An 18,449-nucleotide genomic window follows, 5' to 3' on the forward strand; every position below is an offset into this window, starting at 1 on the left:
GCCCCAAAAACTATCCAAAAATAAAAGCCGCTTTTACTATATTTATGCATATGAGTGAATATTTGCATAAATCCAGCATCGGCCCCGTTGAGCCGAAGGACTTCGTCAAGGACTATGGCGAGGCCGGTTTTGTGCTGGAAAACGGAAAGACGCTCCCCGCGCTCAACATCCGTTACGAGACATACGGCAAGCTGAACGCCGCCGCCGACAACGCGGTTTGGGTCTGCTCGCCCTTGACCGCCGACGCACACGCCGCCGGCTGGTACACCGAAAGCGACAAGAAGCCCGGCTGGTGGGACGAACTCATCGGCCCCGGCAAGGCAATCGACACGGACCGCTTCTTTGTGGTCTGCAGCAATATTTTGGGCGGGTGCAAAGGCACCACGGGCCCCGCAAGCGTGAACCCGCGCACGGGCAAGCCCTACGGCAGCACATTCCCCACCATTACCATCGGCGACATGGTACATGCGCAGAAGGAACTCGCCGACGGGCTCGGCATCAAGGAATTCTACTGCGTCATGGGCGGCTCGATGGGCGGCTTCCAGGCGATGAAGTGGGCCATCTACTACCCCGAGCAGGTCAAGCGAATCGTGATTATCGCAAGTTCCCCGCGCTTCTCGAGCCAGGCGCTCGGATTCGAAGTCGTGGCCCGCGACGTGATTACGCAGGACCCGAACTACAACAACGGCGACTTCTACGGCGAAGGTGTCGCGAAGCCCGATGTGGGCCTCGCGAACGCACGCAAGCTCGCGCATATCACCTACCTCAGCGCCATCGGCATGGAACAGAAGTTCAAGCGTGCGCAGGCGCAGGAGAACAAGAGCCACGCCGTCACGTACTCCACGCCGTTCGACCTAAACCTGCCTATCGAAAGCTACCTGCGCTACCAGGGCAAAAAGTTCGTGGACCGCTTTGACGCGAACAGCTACCTGCACATCGCGCACGCGACCGACGCTTTTGACCTCGAAACCGAATACGGCAGCATCGAGAACGCCTTCAAGGATATCAAGGCCGAAGTGCTGAACGTGAACCTCTCCACCGACTGGCTGTTCCCGCCGCACGAGAGCCGCCGCATCACGAGCGCACTCCTTAACGTGGGCAAGAAGGTGACAAGCCTCGAACTCGACACGCAGTTCGGGCACGACGGATTCTTGATTGAAGTGGGCGAACTCGGCAAGGCCGTAGGCCGCTTCCTCGATTCAAAGATTATCCCGCAGCAAGGCACGCAGGCCGTGCCCGTGTTCCACGAGGAGAGCGACTTCAAGCTGCTCGGCAAGCTCGTGAAGGAAGACAGCCACGTGCTCGACCTCGGTTGCGGCAGTGGCGACCTGCTCGACTTCCTCATCCAGAAGAAGAACGTCACGGGATTCGGCATCGAGAAGAACATCACGGGAATCCTCGACTGCCTCGAGAAGGACGTGCAGGTCATCCAGCGCGACCTCGACGACAAGGGAATCTCGGACCTGAAGGACGGAAGCTTCGACTACGCGATTATCAACCGCACCATCCAGGAAATCCGCGACCCGGTGGCACTCCTAAACGAACTGTTGCGCGTCGCAAAAAAGGCCATCGTCACGTTCCCGAATTTCGGGCACTGGACCACCCGCGGAAGCCTCATGCTCCACGGTCGCATGCCCAAGTCCAAGGAACTGCCGTACGAATGGTACGACACGCCGAACATCCGCCTTTTGACGGTAAAGGACTTCTACACGCTCTGCAAGAAGGAAGGGTTCAAGATAGAGAACATCAACTTCCAGAGCGACCATACGCTGAGTAAGGTCCTTTCCGCATTCGGACTCAAGAACTTTGGCGCAGAACACGTGATTGCCACTATTTCGAAGGTTTAGACATGTCGATTATTTCCATGACCGGATTCGGAAAGAGCGAATCCACATTGAACGGAACCACCTGCGTTATCGAAGTGCGCAGCGTGAACAGCCGTTTCCTCGAAATTTCAAGCAAGATTCCTAAAAACTTCGCCTACCTCGAAAACGACCTGAAGGCCCAAATCAAGGACAAGCTGGCCCGCGGCTCGGTGAACCTCTCCATCACACTCGGCGAAGGCGCTGTCGGGAATATTCCCGTGTGCTACAACGAAACGGCGGTAAGCAAGTTTGTGGAAATCACCAAGGCCATGCAGGCCAAGTACGGCATCGCGGGCGAAATCAAGCTCGAGCACATCCTCACGATTCCCGAAGTTTTGCAGTTTACCGACGCGGGAGCCGATAACGAAGCTTGGGAAAAGCACCTGAAAGCGGAACTCGACAAGGCGCTCGACGGCGTAATCGCCATGCGCGAAAAGGAAGGCGCGAATCTCGCGGCCGACCTCACCAAGCGCGTCGCCCACCTGGAAGACGTGCTCGCGAAAATCGAGGTGCTGGACCCGCAGCGCATCGACACATGGAAGGTCAAGTTCAAGGAACGCATCGACAGCCTGATGAAGGACAGCGAAATCGACGATGTGCGCCTGCTGCAGGAAGCCTGCATCATGGCCGACAAGCTCGACATCCACGAAGAAATCACGCGGTTCCATAGCCACAACAAGCTGTTCCTGGACGCACTCAAGAAAGGCGGCGCGCAGGGCAAGAACCTCGGGTTTATCCTTCAGGAGATGGGCCGCGAGGCAAACACCCTCGGGACAAAGTGCCAGAGCGCAGAGATTGCGGCGCTTGCCATCGAGCTCAAGAATGAAATCGAGTGCATTAGGGAGCAGAGCCTCAACATCGCATAAGGCGAGCGTCGCGCCCATACTTGTATGGGCATGACATACTGTATTAAATGTCAAGAGGCTTTTGTACAAAAATTTGGTACATAGGCCTCTTTTTTCGTAAGGACTGCATAAAGTTGTCGAAGCAGCTTGTTCGCCACTGCAATCAAGGCTACTTTGCTAGGCTTGCCCGATTCCTTCAATCGTGTATAGAATGACCTGCAATCAGGATTGTATTTTATCGCGACGACTGCACACATATAGAATTGCCCTCGCAGCCTTGTGCAGCCCATTCTCGAAATACTTCCGTTTTTATGGATGCTTGTCCCTGATTGTGCATTCCGTGGAGTCAGGCCTATCCAGGAAATCAGGCTTCTGGAACTGCCAAACCTTTCGATGTTCCCAACGTGTGTGAAAAACTTCAGCGATGTTTCCAGACCGATCCCGGGAATGGAGCATGCCAAGGCGATTTCTTCTTTCTTGCCGGTCTCGACCATTTCAAGTTGCCTGTTCCTGGCTTTTTCCATGAGGGCTTCCAGACTGGATATTGTTTTCTTGATGATGGAAACGGCCTGGTCGTCTCGTAAATTGACCTGGGTTAGCGAATGCAGTATGTTCTTGCTTTGACGGATCTGTTTCTGCAAGTTGTCTATAACGGCATCAAGATGCTTGAGCCTTATTTCGTCGTCTGTCGGGCATGTCCAGCAATCGGTATTCTTTTCCGCTGCGAATTTCGCTATCGAATAGGCGTCGGCCCTGTCGTTCTTGCAACGCCTGAGGTCGCTTTGCATATGCATTTTCACGGCAAATGGGTTCAAGACAGCAACCGGATTTCCGCGGCTGGATAGGTATCTGGCACAGTTCAGGTGATATTCTCCTGTAGCTTCCATCGCAAAACGGGACTCAGCCGGCACTTCGTTCAGAAGACGTTTGAAACCGTTGGAACTATTTTCCAGCTTCAGATGATTCTTCTTGCCGTCCATAATCCAGGCTGCGTCGAAAGTGTCCTTGGAGATGTCAATGCCGACCCATGTTTCCATTTTAAGATTCCTTTGCTATATTGTTAACGGGTAATCACCCCACGCCCCATTGTCCAAAGGTATTCGGCATCTGCGTTTTGCCAGCATACTTGTTCGGGGTCCTGGGTTGAGGGAGATGGGTCCCAATGTCATGCACTGCGTCTAGCGCTACCGAGCCGGCGGGTTGCCCATCTCCTACCCATTTCTAAAAATAGACTAATGAAGGAGTGATTTTCGTCCTTTTTAAATATAGGACCGAGCCTAGCGATGTGCGCTACGAAGTAGCGCCATATTGCATAAAAGATGCCCGCCTACGCGGGCATGACATTACGCGGGCATGACATTATGCAGATATGACATTACGCAGGCGCGCTTCGTTAGCGCGCTTTATTTTTTGGAAGACTTCTTCTTGTCCTTCATCTCGACGCGGCGGCTACCCGCACGCAGGCGTTCCCACGGTGCAAAGGACGACACCGGAACGAGGAACACGAAGAACCACACTACAAACAGCAGGTACCTGAGAATGCCGTAAATGACGTTCGCCTTCCCGAGCATATCGACAGTTATCGCCGCCTCAAGAAGCAATGCCCCCACAATCACGGGCACAAACAGCTGCTTTGCAGCCTTCACGATGGCACCGTTCTGCGGAGCGCCCGCCCCGAGATGCTTACCCGCTACAACGGCAAACGCCATCGCACTTGCAAAACCAAATGCCGACTGCACGCCCCATACCAGGTTCATGGGCTCTTCCGCAGGCCACGGGATGGCGGTCAGTATCGCACACAGGAAAAGCCATGCGAGCGCAAACGGAAACAGCACGCAGGCCACGGACAACTTCGCAAACAGAAGCAACAGGAGCGATACCAGAGCAAGAATTCCATACATCGGGAGGGCAAGATCCTCGCTACCGCCCATCACCATGAGCGCACCGCCCAGGAGTGCAACAGAAACGACAGAAGCGATGCCGGCACGCACGCCACCGAATACAAAGAACATGACCAGGCCCGCAAGCGCTGCAACCGCAAGGTACTGCGAAGACGCCCAAAAACCTTGGACATTGTCAATACCGGCAAGCCACATGCCAAGCCCCTCGGAAGCGGCTATCGGGAGTCCGACAAGGAAATCCCACGACTTTGCAAGTACAGTTACCGTCACAATGACCATGACCACTACCGCAATAAGGCGGACGCGGAGCATCAGTTCCAAAAAGTTCTGTACCTTGCCCGGTTTTTCACGCAAATCCATCAATTACCTCGATATTAATAGTTTCTGTTTCTTGGTCCACGTCTTGGACTTCAAATCTGCTGTCGCCGAGACCTCGTTACGCACAACATAATGATAAAGTCCGTTGGCGAGAAGCCTTCCGTGATTATCGCGGCCGTCCCAGTGCGTCACGCCCGAAACGGCATCCTTGATGACCTTCACCAAACGGCCATGCTGGTTGTAGATAAAGATATTTACCGTAGATTCACGCCCCACCGCAAGATTCTTGAAGTAGAACGTGGTTCCCTTCTTGCCCACCGGATTCGGAACGTTGAACACGTCGGCAAGGCCGGACTTGAGATCTTCTGTAATTTCCAGGTTCAGCGTCTTCACGGCGGTATTGCCCAGCACGTCGAGGGCACGGACCCTGAAGGTGTATTTCCCCTCCGGGTACGATTCCGCAGTAAACGACTTGTGAACTACCGCCCGCTTCGAGGACTGTTCCAGATACGGGTACGGATGGTAGGGATATTCGATTCCCTCGACCTCGAGCGATATACCCTCATCTGCATATTCGCGGAAATCAAGCGCTGTCGAATCTTCGATAATCACCTGCAAACATGCGGGAGACTGCAGGCGCACCGTCTGCCCGTCGGCATACGAGTTTTCCGAGCCCTTAGCAAAGCAGTTCTGGATAGAAATTGTCGGAGGGACGGTATCCTGTATGGAATCCGCATACGCAGAGAATCCGGAGATGGTAATGCCGCCCGCCCTGTAACGCCCGATAGCGCGTTCGTCGCTGGAATACGCCCATGCAGTGAGTTCCACCGCCGTATCGCCAAACGAAATCTTGCGCGGAGTTATGAATTCCGTCTCGTAGCGGCCTCCCGTTACCGGCACCTTCTCGGAATACACCAGCGTGCCGTCGTACACCACCTCGAGAGAATCCGCCGGATGCTCGGGGTCTCCCAGGAACAGGTTCTTGTTCCGGCGGCTTTCTCGCATGGAAAGTTCTATCACGCCATTATCCATTCCCGAAACGGAACCGGAAAGCTTTACCTTGTCAAGCGCCTTGAGCGTATCGATTTTCTGGTCGAGCGTCACCTTGAACCCGTTGCTCAGTATTTTTATCACGGGTTCGCCAATAAGCACGTAGTGCTCGTTATTATAACGTTGTCTGTACTGGCTTGCATTGTTCAGCGAGGTCAGCTGTTCCGCATTCGTATTTTTAGCCCGCATAAAGGCCTCACCTATCGTGATGCCGTCGTTACGGAGCAGGTTGAACACGAAGTTCCTGCCGAACTTTTCGTTGTTTGTCGCAAACGTCTCACGAGCAGCGCCCACCGAGGCAATGGAGCCCGCCGATTTCGCAACAACGAATTCCTCGGAAAGCGAGCGCTTGATACCCTCGTCAAAGCGGCCCACGATGCAGGAGAACGAATTGAGAATGGTGTAGCGGCCCGTATTCGAAATTCTGGAGAGGTAGCTGGGCTTGAGCAGGCCTTCTGCCGCCCAGTCCGTCTTGGAACCGTGCCCGAAATACGTCGTCATCAGGGCGCCCTGGTTCAGCACGTTCAGCAAATCTTCGGTGGCGGCCTTCTTCTGGCCCGCGGCATCTTCCTTGTAGTCGAGCAGGTAAACCTTCTTCTGGCTCCAGCGGTAGTTGAGATCTTTCGCAAGCGAATCGATGGAACGGGAAAGCCCTTCCTGCAACGTGGTGTGCCCGGTCCTGTCGACCCCCGTACCGTTCTTCGCGTCGTCCGCCGTCAGCAGCAATGTATTGCGCCATTCGGAATGGTCGAACCGGCCCACCATATCGTAATCCTTCGCCTTCTCGAGATAGGCGGAAAACTCGACGGGTGTACTTATCGGGAGTCGCCCGACAGCCAAGTCCAGGTCGTAGAAACCGGTACGCACCATCTCGCCCGAATCGAGCACGGCAAAGAAATCCTCCGTCACGTTGTCTTCCATCTCGAAGGGAGGCATGTAGTTCTTGCCCAACTTTTCCTTGATTCCGCGATAGTCGAAATGTCCCGTACCGACAAGCAGTACGAACCGGAGATCGGGGCACACGGAATGCGCGTAGGAGATGTAGTTCCTTAGGGCTACCGGCGATGCAGAACCGCCCGTATAGTGGCGGTAAATATCCTCGGCATTCACTACAGTCGTCGCATACGAGGCTATTGCCTTCCCTTCCGAACGGAATCGGCCCAGGGCAACAGCGCCTTCGATAAACTCAGGTGCAGAAATTATGAGGTATTCCGTCTTCGAGTTGATTTTCGCGACATCGAAAAGAAGGTCATTCGATTCTTCGGTCAGGCCCTCCACGCGAACAGCAGTCCTGTACGAGCCGTTCCTGTAGGCAAGGTACCTCACGTCTTCGGAGGCACTCACGCTATCGACCGCATAGCCGCCCTCGCTCGCAAGCACTCCCACGGGTTGCATGTTGCGGAACTTGAGCAGGCTCACTCCACTTGGAACCGGAAGGCGAATCAAGCCCGAGACACGGCCCGGCAGGTACCATTCAGCACTGTCCACCACCGGGTTCCACTGGTAGGCAATCGTATAGCCGTCAAAGCGGTCGTACTGCCTCGAGTTCGGGAGCATCGTCAGCTGGAACCTGTTGCCAGAATCCTCGAGCGGGACACCCGCCACCTGCATGGTCCCGTAGGCGACAAGCTTCATATCCGCATCGGAATAGGTTTTCCCGTTGACGGAGAAATTGTAGCGGATTTCCTTCATGCGTTCCAGCATGCTGGATGTCGAAAGCATCACGCTCGGAATCTGGTCCTTTTCGCGCTCCACGAACGAATCCCAGGTGGAGCGGTGCGGGAAATACGAGACCTGCAAAAGAGTCTTGCCGCCCTCAATGCGGCCCGGAAGGCTAGAAACATGCGCCATCCCGATATCGGACTTGACTGCAGTATCGAGGCGGCAGTTCCAGTGCCAGAACCATTCCTTGCCCGAAGATTCATCCCACTCGATTCCCTTGCCGTAATACGTGTCGCGAAGCCGCACATCCTTCTCGGCTCGCAGGTAGCGCATCAGCGGAACATCCTTCGCAGAGCCCTTGTACGCGGGAAGAGTCTTCGAGAGGCGCTGCGCATCGCCCGAGCCATTCCACCCCAGCTGGAAATACTGGTAGAACGAATACGGCGAAACGGAATGGTAGTAGACGCTATCTTCAAGTTTCCATATCGACGTGCCATAACCGACAAATACGATTGTATCGCCATCATCGAACGTTCCGTTGGCAGGCCCCGAACCGCGCTTGGAGTGGTCACGGATTTCTATGGGAATTTCAAAGAGATGCGCGGGAGCGACATCGCGCGAACCAGGAACTACCGCCGGCAGGGTATCGGGAGAGGCGCCATACAGCCTGAGCTTTTCGACAGGAATGCCATTCAGGCTATCCTGCATCGTGTACGGGAGGGCGTTGTGGATTGTCCTGTAATCCACCGCATAGAGGCCGTCTTCGCTGTGGGTTGCCACATCCTTGTCGCCCACAAGGAAGCGCGCAAGGAAATGCACGTCGGAAGAACCGACCGATGCAGTACGCCGGAGCGACTTGCGGAACACATTCTGCGACACGCCAAAACGTGCAGCCCCCTGCGTGTTTACAACCCGCGCGAGAGCGCGCTTGCCGGGGTTCGTGCCCGAACCAACCATGGAGAAATCCACCTCCAGGCGGAAATTCTTGCGCAGCCTTACCGAATTGCCGGAGCGCTCGTACAGGGGCACGCGCACATCCACCATCCAGAGGCCGTCCTTCAAGAACGGGGCAGATGCCCTTACCGGCGAAAACTTGAGGGTTGCGCCCTCGCAATAAGATGCCCCCAGCGGGATGGTCTTCTTGACGGAAACGGACACCCGGGGCCTTGCACCCGCGGGGATAGCCACGCGGTACGTGCGGTAAGGAACATCACTCGAATCGGCGAACGTCGAATTCTCGGGAGCAAAACGGCTACCTGGAACCGCCTCGCCCAGCTCGTCGATACACCCGTAAACCGAGGCATCGAGCACTTCGTCGTCGGCAACAAAGCGCGAGCGGGAATCCTCCACCACATTCATGGCGAAAGAGGCTACAGCCAGGAGCAAAACCGCTATTATGGACGACTTAAACTTCACTTTCTAAAAATACAAAATAGGCACATGAAAGATTACGGGTTCGTGATGACCATTTCGTAAAATCCGTTGCCGTTGGTCTTGAATTCTACCCACTGGCCGCCCACCGCCTTCGTCCGGAATATGGTATAGGACTGCGGGGGCACGCCCTTCTTGAAAATCGCCGTAAGTTCGGCATCCGAAATCATGGCCTTCGCGTTGAACGCGGGCATGTACCAGTGCCACGCCTGCCAGTTGAACAGCGCACGGGTGGACTGCACGAAGGCACGGAGCATCAGGGCGTACTCGTACTCGAAAAACGCACGGTAGTTGTTTATCTCGTTTTTCTTCTCGACGGTCGTCTTCTTCTCGAAATCGCTGTCAAAGCGGAGCGGGGTCGCATCGGGCTTGGAATAGCTGAAGCGGATGTACTTGTCGTTCGCCGAGACCTTCAAGTTCGGCCTGTCCAGATGCACGAACTCGGATGCGCTCACCTGCCGGTAGTCGCGGAACACCACTTCGGGGTTCAGCACGCGGTTCATCTCGAGCGGCACGGGCTTGGCATCAAGGGCTTTAAGCTCGTAGAACACCAGCACCTCGCCCGCCCCCTTCGGGAGCAGCGCGCACAGGAGCGGCAACTTGCGTTCCGAAAGCACCCACACCATCTTCGACTTGTTGCTTGACTTGAGCAGAGGGTCCAGCACGCCCATCACGGAGGGGTCGCGGATACCGTTCACATCCCATTCCATCCAGGTTCCGGGGCCACCGACGGAATCGAGAACCGCAAAGAGGCGGTTCCCGCTGAATTCCGCCTTCGAATCGACCGCGCCCACCAGTTTTGTCGGAGCGGCGTGTACGCAAATGGCGGCCAGCAATAAAAGAAAAACGATACGCATCTAGAATCCGATAGGCTCAAGCAAGCTCTCGTCAAGGCGGGAATACGTCATGCGGTATTCCTTCTCTATCCAATAGAGCGCGAGTTTCCTTGCCGTCCAGTTCTTCTTGACCGCGATGGATTCTATGCCCTTCGTGATAAGCGGAATCGTTTCGGGCAGGTTGAGTTTCCATTCCTTGTCGTCCCATTCGAAAATCATGATGGGCACCTCGGGGCTCTTGGCAAGCCCGATGCTCCCGCGATCGTTTTTCACCTTCATGGGGCCAAGCGGCAAGTTGGTGAGCCTGTCGAACATCCCGCTCTTGCTGAGCATCATGAACAGCATGCGGTCCTCGTCGGTGGCCCACAGGTGCTCACGCTCGTAAAGGCGGTAGAGGATAATGGAATAGGCCTCGTAGAACTGGCACGTGTCAATCGCCTCTGCATTGTAGGTACGAGCATGGTTCTCGAGCGTATCGAGCCAGTATTCCGAAGTATCGGTCAGGAAGGCGTAAAGGGTATCTGCGGGGGCACCCTCGCGCACGGCTGCGATAAAGTTGTTGAACATGATTTCGAGCAGGGCCTGCTTATCCTGCTGCTGGCCCTCGTACAGGGCATCCTTCACCTGGGCAGAAACCTCGTTCGAGCCCGAGGCCGCATCCTTGGCTCCGGAATTTTCGGACGTGCCCGCACAGGCGACAAAACCAAGCGCAAGCAGAGCCACAAGCGCCACAACTATTTTATTTTTCAGGTCATGCATCGCGATACCTACCTCAGAATGACATTGGACCAGCTGCTCGCCGCCTGCACCCAGAAGGGTTTCCAGGGGTCTGGCCCGGGCGGGCAACACCGCAACAAGACCAATACCGGAGTCCAGCTGAACCTTCCGCAGTACAATTTAGAAATCAAATCCTGCGAAGCGAGGAGCGCGAAGGAAAATAAGACCCACGCGCTGCACCGCATGCAGATGGCTATCGCCCTGAACGTGCGTGAAACGCCACCCGCGGCAGAAATCCCCTTCCCCGGGAGCAACGGGCACATTCAGACGAGCAACGCTCTGTTCCCGCTGTTCGTGGCACACGTGTTCGACATCATGGCGACCAAGAACGGAGACACGAAGGCTGCGGCACAGGCGTTCGGCATAAGCCCGAGCGCCCTCGTGAAGATACTCAGGCAAGACAAGGCCTGCGCAGAAAAGCTGCAGAACCAGCGCGTTGCCGGCGGGAAGGCGAAACTGAAACTGTAGGCCAGTATTAATTCGCCGGTTTTAAACTGAGTTTGTCGGTTTTAAACTGAGTTCGTTGGTTTTAAACTGCGCCGGCGATTAATCATATCGATCAACTGCTGATTAGACGCCCGTAAAGGGGCGTTTTTTATTGCTCCAAAAAAATTTTTCGACGATTTGGCTCATTTTCCGTTTTAAACCGTTTTAAGGGTAGGACCACCCAACACAGGAGGTTTTATGAGTCCTACCAAAATGATCAAGAAGGCCGTGTGCACGCTCGCCATGGCCCTGTGCGCAGTCCCGTTCTGGAACTGCGGTTCCGAATCGCCCGAAGGTGCACCGACAGGTTCGCTCGAAGGGAAAACCGCAAGCGTGGCGCTCCGCGTCACCCACGTCGAAGTGCCGCTTATGGACAGCATCGTCGTGGAATGCGTTGGCGCGGATTCGCTCCACCTCACGGCAGGCGCGAAGGACGCTCGCTTTGACCTGGACCTTTTCCCGCATGACCACTGGAAGTTCAGGGCGATGCTCTACGCGAACGGGGCGCTGATGCAGAAGGGAGAAATCGAGATGAAGCTCGAGGCCGGCAGCACCGTGGATGTATCTATCCCGATGCACGCCCTCGTCGGCTTCGTGTACGTGGAAATCCCCCTCGGGTTCGGCAATCCGGCGGGTATCGCCTCGGGCACACTCACGCTCGCCTCATCGCAGGCCACGTTCTCCTACCCGATGGAAACCTCGGGCCTGAACGCCACCTTCAAGAGCGAGATGCTGGCGCTCGGGCTCGACTATGCGGTTACGCTCTCCCTGCGGGATTCTTCCGGCGTGGAAATCTACAGCATGCTGGACACGCTCCGTATAGACGAGAACACTCCGGTACCGGAACTCTCGATAAATTCCCTCCGGGCCAAGACGAAAATCGCCCTGCAGGTAGCGGACGACGTGGAACTGCAGATTCCGCTCACGCTCCCCGCCACCCGCAGGAAGGCGAAGGAAGGCGATCTCGTGATCAGCGAATTCCTCGTAAATTCAAAAAACGATTCTATCGCCTTCGACTTCGTGGAGGTCTACAACGGGAGCAACGATACACTGCTCATCGGGGACTGTTTTATCGGGAAGACATCCGCCCTCAAGGAATCTGCCGCAATCCGCCCGGTGGAACTGCCTCCCCGGAGGGCGCTTGCTATCGGGAGCGATTCCAGCGAGGTGGTGCCCGAGGAGTTCCGGCTGGTGGAGAAGATGCCGCAGTTTAACAAGTCGAATTCTTCGACGGCATCGTCCATCGTGTTCCATTGTGATGGCGACGTGCTCGATTCCGTGTATTACGGGAAGGTGGACAGCCTGCACCTCACCGCAGTGCCCCTGAACAGTTCGTCGGCAACGGTTGCCCGCAGTTCGCAGCTGAACATCGGCGCGTGGGATGACCGCGAGAATCCCGAGAACTGGAGTCTGGGCTCTCCTACTCCGGGCAGTTTATGAGACTAGGGAGGGGCGCTATGGGCGGCCCCTCCCTAAGACCCTCCCGACACGCACAAACACGCCAAGCACATATTAAACAGCAAACCAGCGTGTTAGTGCATGGGCACCTGCGGTGCGATAAGACTAGGGAGGGGCGCTATGGGCGGCCCCTCCCTAAGACCCTCCCGACACGCACAAACACGCCAAGCACATATTAAACAGCAAGCCAGCGTGTTAGTGCATGGGCACCTGCGGTGCGACTCCGCGCAGTTTATTGCCAGCTATAAACGAAAAGCAGGCCGGCGAATGAGACTAGGGCGGGGCGCCACGGGCGTCCCTCCCTAAAACCCTCCCGACACGCACAAACACGCCAAGCACATATTAAACAGCAAGCCAGCGTGTTAGTGCATGGGCACCTGCGGTGCTATAACCCGCTATAAACGAAAAACAGGTCGGCGTTCCGACCTGTTTTTTTATTCCCTAAAATTTAAGGCTTAGCCGTGCAGTTGGACTGTCGGCTTTTCCATATCGAACAGGCGGCGCAGGAGTTCGGTCTTGGCCGGGTCGCGCTCGTCGGGGAGCGTGAGCGGCGCCATGTTGATGGCCACGAGAATCGAACCCGGGTAGTTGTTCGCGCACTTGATAAAGTCGCTCGAAGAAACCCCTTCGGTATAGAAATCCACAACAAACGTATCCCAGTCGTCGTTCTCGATCTGCTCCATGGCCTCGGCCTCGGTCTTCACCGCCTTGAAGAAAGCCCCGACAAGCACGTCGGAAAGCACTTCCAGGCACGCGTTGCGGCGGGCATCGTCTTCTTCCCAAATCAAGATGCGGCGTTCACTGTAGTCGCGGACAACGGGGGCAAGGCCTTCTTCCTCGGGGAAGAACTCCTTCGCTTCCTCGCTCATCTCGTCATCATTTTCAAATTCGTCTTGTTCTTTTGCCATAGTAGCCCAAATATAGTAAACCTGCATGCCAAACGTTGCCATTTCGAGCCATAATTTCTAAATTTGCGCGCAAAAATTACAAACACAGGCAGATTTTATGGATCAATCAAAAATCAGAAACGTTGCCATCATCGCCCACGTTGACCACGGCAAGACCACTCTGGTGGACCAGCTCCTCAAGCAGTGCGGAACCTTCCACGAAGGCGAAGAAGTCAACGAACGCGTGATGGACTCCGACAACCTGGAACGCGAACGCGGCATCACCATCCTCAGCAAGAACACGAGCGTCATGTACAAGGGCTACCGCGTGAACATCGTCGATACCCCGGGGCACGCCGACTTCGGTGGCCAGGTGGAGCGCGTTCTCGGTACGGTGGACGGCGTTCTTCTGGTGGTGGACGCATTTGAAGGCCCGATGGCCCAGACCCGCTTCGTGACGCAGAAGGCTCTCGAACTCGGGCTCATCCCCATCGTGGTGGTGAACAAGATTGACCGCGACGGCTGCAACCCGCACGGCGCCCTCGACAAGGTGTTCGACCTCTTCTGCGAGCTCGACGCCAACGAAGAACAGCTCGACTTCGACAAGGTGTTCGGCTCCGGCCGCAAGGGCATCTGCAAGGCCGAGATGGAAGACCCGGACGGCGACTTCAGCATCCTCATGGACAAGATTATCGAGCGCATTCCGGCCCCGAAGGGCGACCCCTCCGCCGAACCGCTCCTGCAGATTGCATCGCTCGAATACTCGACCTTCCTTGGCCGCTTGGCCGTGGGCCGCGTGCAGCAGGGCGTGCTCAAGCCGAACCAGACCTACGCGCAGTCCTTTACCGACGGCACCACGAAGACCATCCGCCCGCAGAAGATTCTGCGCTACGAAGGCCTCACCCCGAAGCCGGTCGACGAAGCCGGTCCGGGCGAAATCGTTCTTATCGCAGGCCTTGACACGTTCGATATCGGCGATACCATCAGCGCCGCGAACAACCCGAAGCACCTGCCGCGCATCCACATCGACCCGCCGACCATCTCCATGGTTTTCACCGTAAACACCTCGCCCCTCGCCGGCAAGTACGGTGGCAAGTTCATGACGGGTAACCAGCTCCAGGAACGTCTGGAACGCGCCCACATGGCAGACCCCGCCCTCCTCGTCGAGAAGGTCGACGGTGCCTCCACGTTCAAGGTATCGGGCCGTGGCATTCTGCACCTCACGATTCTCGTCGAGAACATGCGCCGCGAGCTCTACGAATTCACCATCGGCTCTCCGCAGGTGATTTTCCACAACGACGAGAACGGCAAGCTCCTCGAACCGGTCGAAGACTTCAAGGTCGAAGTCCCGAACGAGTTCAGCGGCGCCTGCATCCAGGAAATCCAGCAGCGCAAGGGCGAAATGGTGAACATGGTTACCGACGACAACGACCGCGTGACGCTCGAGTTCATCGTGCCGAGCCGTGGCCTCATCGGTATCCGTCCGCGCCTTCTCTCGCTCTCCAAGGGTTACGCCGTCACGCAGTCCTTCTTCAAGGAATACCAGCCGTACAAGGGCGAAATCCCGACACGCATCAACGGCGTGCTTATCGCGAAGGAACCGGGCGAAGCCGCCAGCTACGCGCTTTCGAACCTGGAAGACCGCGGCTACCTCATCATCGGACCGGGTGCGGAAGTTTATCCGGGCATGATCGTGGGCGAACACAACCGCGACGTCGATATCATCGTGAACGTCACGAAGGGCAAGCACCTCACCAACATGCGCTCCAAGTCCGCTGACGACATGATCCAGCTGACCCCGTACCGCCGCATGACCCTGGAAGAATGCGTCACCTTCATCAACGAAGACGAATGCATCGAAGTCACGCCGGAAATCCTCCGCCTTCGCAAGACCGAGCTCGACCCGATCAAGCGCAAGCAGATGTCCAAGAAGCCCGCTGAGGATGATGATTAATTGATGTCATCCCCGCGCAGGCGGGGATCTTCCATTCAAAAGCCCCGCACTGCGGGGCTTTTCTTGTAACTGCAAGTCCTACACCAAGAACCCGAGGCGGCCTTCCCCGCTCTGGAGAAATTCGTCCATGTAGTTCTTTGCTATCTGGCAGGCTTCCGGCAAGTCGTGCCCGAGCGCTACGTTCGCAAGGATTGCAGAACTGAGCACGCAGCCCGTGCCGTGCTTGCCCTTGCCGGGGAGCCGCGGGCTCCTGAACTTACACAGTTCATCCTTGTACCACAAAGTGTCAACGGATTCCTTGCCACGCGCGTGCCCGCCCTTCAGGAGCACCGCAAAGTCCTGCCCCATGTGGATTTCGCCGCGGGATTCCGCAAGTCCCAAACCCAAGTACGCAAACTCGTCCTGGTTCGGGGTCACAAGGTCAATCGACTTCATTACAGGAATAAACTTGTCAGTTTCGCGCATGAAGTGGAAACCCGCACTCGCCGAGGCAATCGGGTCCCAAATTATAAACGCGTCCGGGCTTTTCTCGCGCACGAATTCCACAATGCGCTTCAGGGTACGCGCCTTCTCCACAAGGCCTATCTTCACGTACTTGAAAGTATGCTTGCGGAAAAGCGTTTCAAGCTGCGCCTCGATGCGGTCCCAAATGACCCAGCCCGGGGCAACAAACTCATCTTCGTTCTGCTGCGTGAGCGCCGTACATACCGCCTGGCCGTACACGCCGAAATGCGCCATCGTCTTGATGTCGGCAAGCAGGCCTGCACCCGCACTTCCGTCGAAGCCGGCCACTGTAAGCGCATATGTCATTTTTTTACACGACATACTAACAAAATAAAAAAATTAAGTATCTTATGCTAATTCTTTTTTTAGAAAAACAACCTCGCTTATACGCCCCTCTCCCCAAACTCCCCTCATTACTGCACAAATTGTCACTCTTTGACAAAAAATTTTGCTATATTGGGGGCAAAGGGCGGACCGGAGCCGCGAGTCCGGGCAATTACCGCCAGAATTCTCGCGAAATTTCTTAAAATTGGCGAAAAAAGGCACTTTTTTAGTTTTGCAAAGGTAAGCAGACAGGTAGATAATGGCTGTAAAGTACGACAAGGACAGCATCAAGACTCTAGATTGGTACGAACACATTAGGCTCCGCCCCGGTATGTATATCGGCAAGCTGGGCGACGGACAGAGCCCCGACGACGGCATCTACGTGCTCGCGAAGGAAGTTATCGACAACTCCATCGACGAGTTCGCCATGGGCGCGGGCAAGAAGATTGAAATCGACATGGAAGACCACAGTTGCCGCGTGCGCGACTACGGCCGCGGCATCCCGCTCGAGAAGGTCATCGACTGCGTGTCGAAGATGAATACGGGCGGCAAGTACGATTCCGAAGCCTTCCAGAAGTCGGTAGGCATGAACGGCGTGGGTACCAAGGCGGTGAACGCGCTCTCTACAAAATTTATCGTACAAAGTTTCCGCGACGGCAAGGTCAAGCGCGCCGAGTTCAGCAAGGGCATCTTGGTGAAGGACTTCAAGATTACCTCCACCACCGAGAAAAACGGCACCGAAATCTACTTCGAGCCCGATAACGACCTGTTCAAGAACTTCCGGTTCCTCCCCGCCTACATGGAAGAGAAAATCTGGAACTACGCCTACCTGAACAACGGGCTCACGCTGGTGATGAACGGCAAGGATTACAACAGCCCGAACGGACTCTTGGACCTGCTCCACAGCCGCACCGACGACACCATCCGCTACCCGGTCATCCACTGCAAGGGCAAGGACATCGAGTTCGCCATCACCCACTCGAACCAGGAAGGCGAACACTACTTCAGCTTTGTGAACGGCCAGCACACCACCCAGGGCGGTACCCATCAGGCGGCATTCCGCGAGGGTCTCGTGAAGGGCGTGCGCGACCACTTCAAGAAGGAATACGACGCTTCCGACGTGCGCAACTGCATCGTGGGAGCCGTTTCCGTGCGCATCCAGGAACCGGTTTTCGAATCCCAGACCAAGACCAAGCTGGGTTCTACCACCACGGCCCCGAACGGCCCCGCGCTCCGTACCTGGATTGTGGACTTTGTGGCCCGCGAGCTGGACAATTACCTCCACAAGAACGAGGATACGGCCAAGAAGCTCCTGGAACGCATCAACCAGAACGAAAAGCTGCGCAAGGAACTGGCCGGTGTCAAGAAGCTCGCCAACGAGCGCGCCAAGAAGGCTAACCTCAACAACAAGAAGCTCCGCGACTGCAGCGTGCACCTCACCGATGCCAAAAACCCGCTCAAGAGCGAGACCATGATTTTCATTACCGAGGGTAATTCTGCTTCCGGTACCATCACCACGGCCAGGAACCCGAAAACCCAGGCGGTATTCAGCCTGCGCGGTAAGCCGAAGAACAGCTACGGACTCTCCAAGAAGATCGTGTACGAGAACGAGGAATGGAACCTGCTCCAGGCCGCCCTCAACATCGAAAACGGGCTCGAGGACCTGCGCTACGACAAGGTGATTATCGCGACCGATGCTGACGTGGACGGCATGCACATCCGCCTCCTGGTGATGACGTTCTTCTTGCAGTACTTCCCGGAACTCGTGCAGGAAAAACACCTCTACATATTGCAGGCGCCGCTCTTCCGCGTACGCAACCGCAAGGACAAGAAGAAAACCTTCTACTGCTACGACGAAGAGGAACGCGACAAGGCCGCGAAGGAAATCAACAAGAAGGATTTGGAAATCACTCGCTTCAAAGGTCTCGGTGAAATGGATTCCGAGGACTTCAAGCTGCTTATCGGCGAAAACATGCACCTGGAGACCGTCACCATGCCAAGCGACGCTTCGCTCGGCAAGCTGCTGGAATACTACATGGGCAAGAACACCCAGGCCCGCCAGGACTACATCGTCGAAAACCTGCGCACCGAGGCGGTAGAGGAATTGTAACTGGACGAGGATGTCATCCTGAGCGGAGCAACAACGTTGCG

The 18,449-nt window shown here is 56.0% G+C and carries 13 protein-coding genes; 6 read left to right on the plus strand and 7 right to left on the minus strand.

The annotated features are described in order from the left end of the window. Positions 1-50 precede the first annotated feature (50 nt). Positions 51-1,847 carry a homoserine O-acetyltransferase gene (locus CRO08_RS12040; protein ID WP_255252351.1) on the plus strand — a complete coding sequence of 599 codons (1,797 nt, stop codon included), beginning with the start codon at positions 51-53 and terminating at the stop codon, positions 1,845-1,847. Positions 1,848-1,849: 2 nt separating this feature from the next. Further along, on the plus strand, positions 1,850-2,731 hold the full coding sequence (locus CRO08_RS12045) for a YicC/YloC family endoribonuclease (RefSeq protein WP_097036402.1): 882 nt from the start codon (positions 1,850-1,852) through the stop codon (positions 2,729-2,731). 50 nt (positions 2,732-2,781) lie between these two features. On the opposite strand, the gene CRO08_RS12050 is transcribed toward CRO08_RS12045, so the two are convergent. From CRO08_RS12050 to CRO08_RS12070, 5 genes are all read right to left on the minus strand, one after another. Next, on the minus strand, positions 2,782-3,747 hold the full coding sequence (locus tag CRO08_RS12050; protein ID WP_097034697.1) for an IS110 family transposase: 966 nt from the start codon (positions 3,745-3,747) through the stop codon (positions 2,782-2,784). 366 nt (positions 3,748-4,113) lie between these two features. Further along, a complete protein-coding gene (locus CRO08_RS12055; protein ID WP_097036403.1) occupies positions 4,114-4,971 on the minus strand; it encodes a hypothetical protein in 858 nt (285 codons plus the stop codon). A gap of 3 nt (positions 4,972-4,974) precedes the next feature. After that, positions 4,975-9,057 carry a C25 family cysteine peptidase gene (locus CRO08_RS12060; protein ID WP_255252352.1) on the minus strand — a complete coding sequence of 1,361 codons (4,083 nt, stop codon included), beginning with the start codon at positions 9,055-9,057 and terminating at the stop codon, positions 4,975-4,977. Between the two features lie 32 nt (positions 9,058-9,089). Continuing rightward, positions 9,090-9,929, minus strand: a complete 840-nt coding sequence (locus tag CRO08_RS12065) for a hypothetical protein (RefSeq protein WP_141398360.1) — start codon at positions 9,927-9,929, stop codon at positions 9,090-9,092. Further along, complete coding sequence (locus CRO08_RS12070; protein ID WP_072811171.1) at positions 9,930-10,667, minus strand: hypothetical protein; 738 nt, start codon at positions 10,665-10,667, stop codon at positions 9,930-9,932. Here CRO08_RS12070 and CRO08_RS12075 point away from each other — a divergent pair. Both CRO08_RS12075 and CRO08_RS12080 read left to right on the plus strand, forming a co-directional pair. Beyond that, entirely contained in the window at positions 10,662-11,153 is a 492-nt protein-coding gene (locus CRO08_RS12075) for a peptide chain release factor-like protein (protein ID WP_097036405.1), read from the plus strand. The two genes, CRO08_RS12070 and CRO08_RS12075, sit on opposite strands and share 6 nt — an antisense overlap. Positions 11,154-11,369: 216 nt before the next feature. Next, positions 11,370-12,611 carry a hypothetical protein gene (locus CRO08_RS12080; RefSeq protein WP_097036406.1) on the plus strand — a complete coding sequence of 414 codons (1,242 nt, stop codon included), beginning with the start codon at positions 11,370-11,372 and terminating at the stop codon, positions 12,609-12,611. Between the two features lie 473 nt (positions 12,612-13,084). Here the strand turns inward: CRO08_RS12080 and CRO08_RS12085 are convergent, their stop codons facing one another. Further along, complete coding sequence (locus CRO08_RS12085) at positions 13,085-13,537, minus strand: hypothetical protein (protein WP_139258709.1); 453 nt, start codon at positions 13,535-13,537, stop codon at positions 13,085-13,087. 97 nt (positions 13,538-13,634) lie between these two features. Between CRO08_RS12085 and typA the strand changes: the two genes are divergently transcribed. Next, positions 13,635-15,470, plus strand: a complete 1,836-nt coding sequence (typA, locus tag CRO08_RS12090; protein WP_097036407.1) for a translational GTPase TypA — start codon at positions 13,635-13,637, stop codon at positions 15,468-15,470. A gap of 78 nt (positions 15,471-15,548) precedes the next feature. Here the strand turns inward: typA and CRO08_RS12095 are convergent, their stop codons facing one another. Next, entirely contained in the window at positions 15,549-16,295 is a 747-nt protein-coding gene (locus CRO08_RS12095; RefSeq protein ID WP_255252353.1) for a hydroxymethylpyrimidine/phosphomethylpyrimidine kinase, read from the minus strand. A gap of 262 nt (positions 16,296-16,557) precedes the next feature. Here CRO08_RS12095 and CRO08_RS12100 point away from each other — a divergent pair, with 262 nt between their 5' ends. Further along, complete coding sequence (locus CRO08_RS12100) at positions 16,558-18,408, plus strand: DNA topoisomerase IV subunit B (RefSeq protein ID WP_072811200.1); 1,851 nt, start codon at positions 16,558-16,560, stop codon at positions 18,406-18,408. Positions 18,409-18,449: the final 41 nt, after the last annotated feature.

The sequence above is a fragment of the Fibrobacter sp. UWT3 genome (assembly GCF_900230125.1).
GTDB lineage: Bacteria > Fibrobacterota > Fibrobacteria > Fibrobacterales > Fibrobacteraceae > Fibrobacter.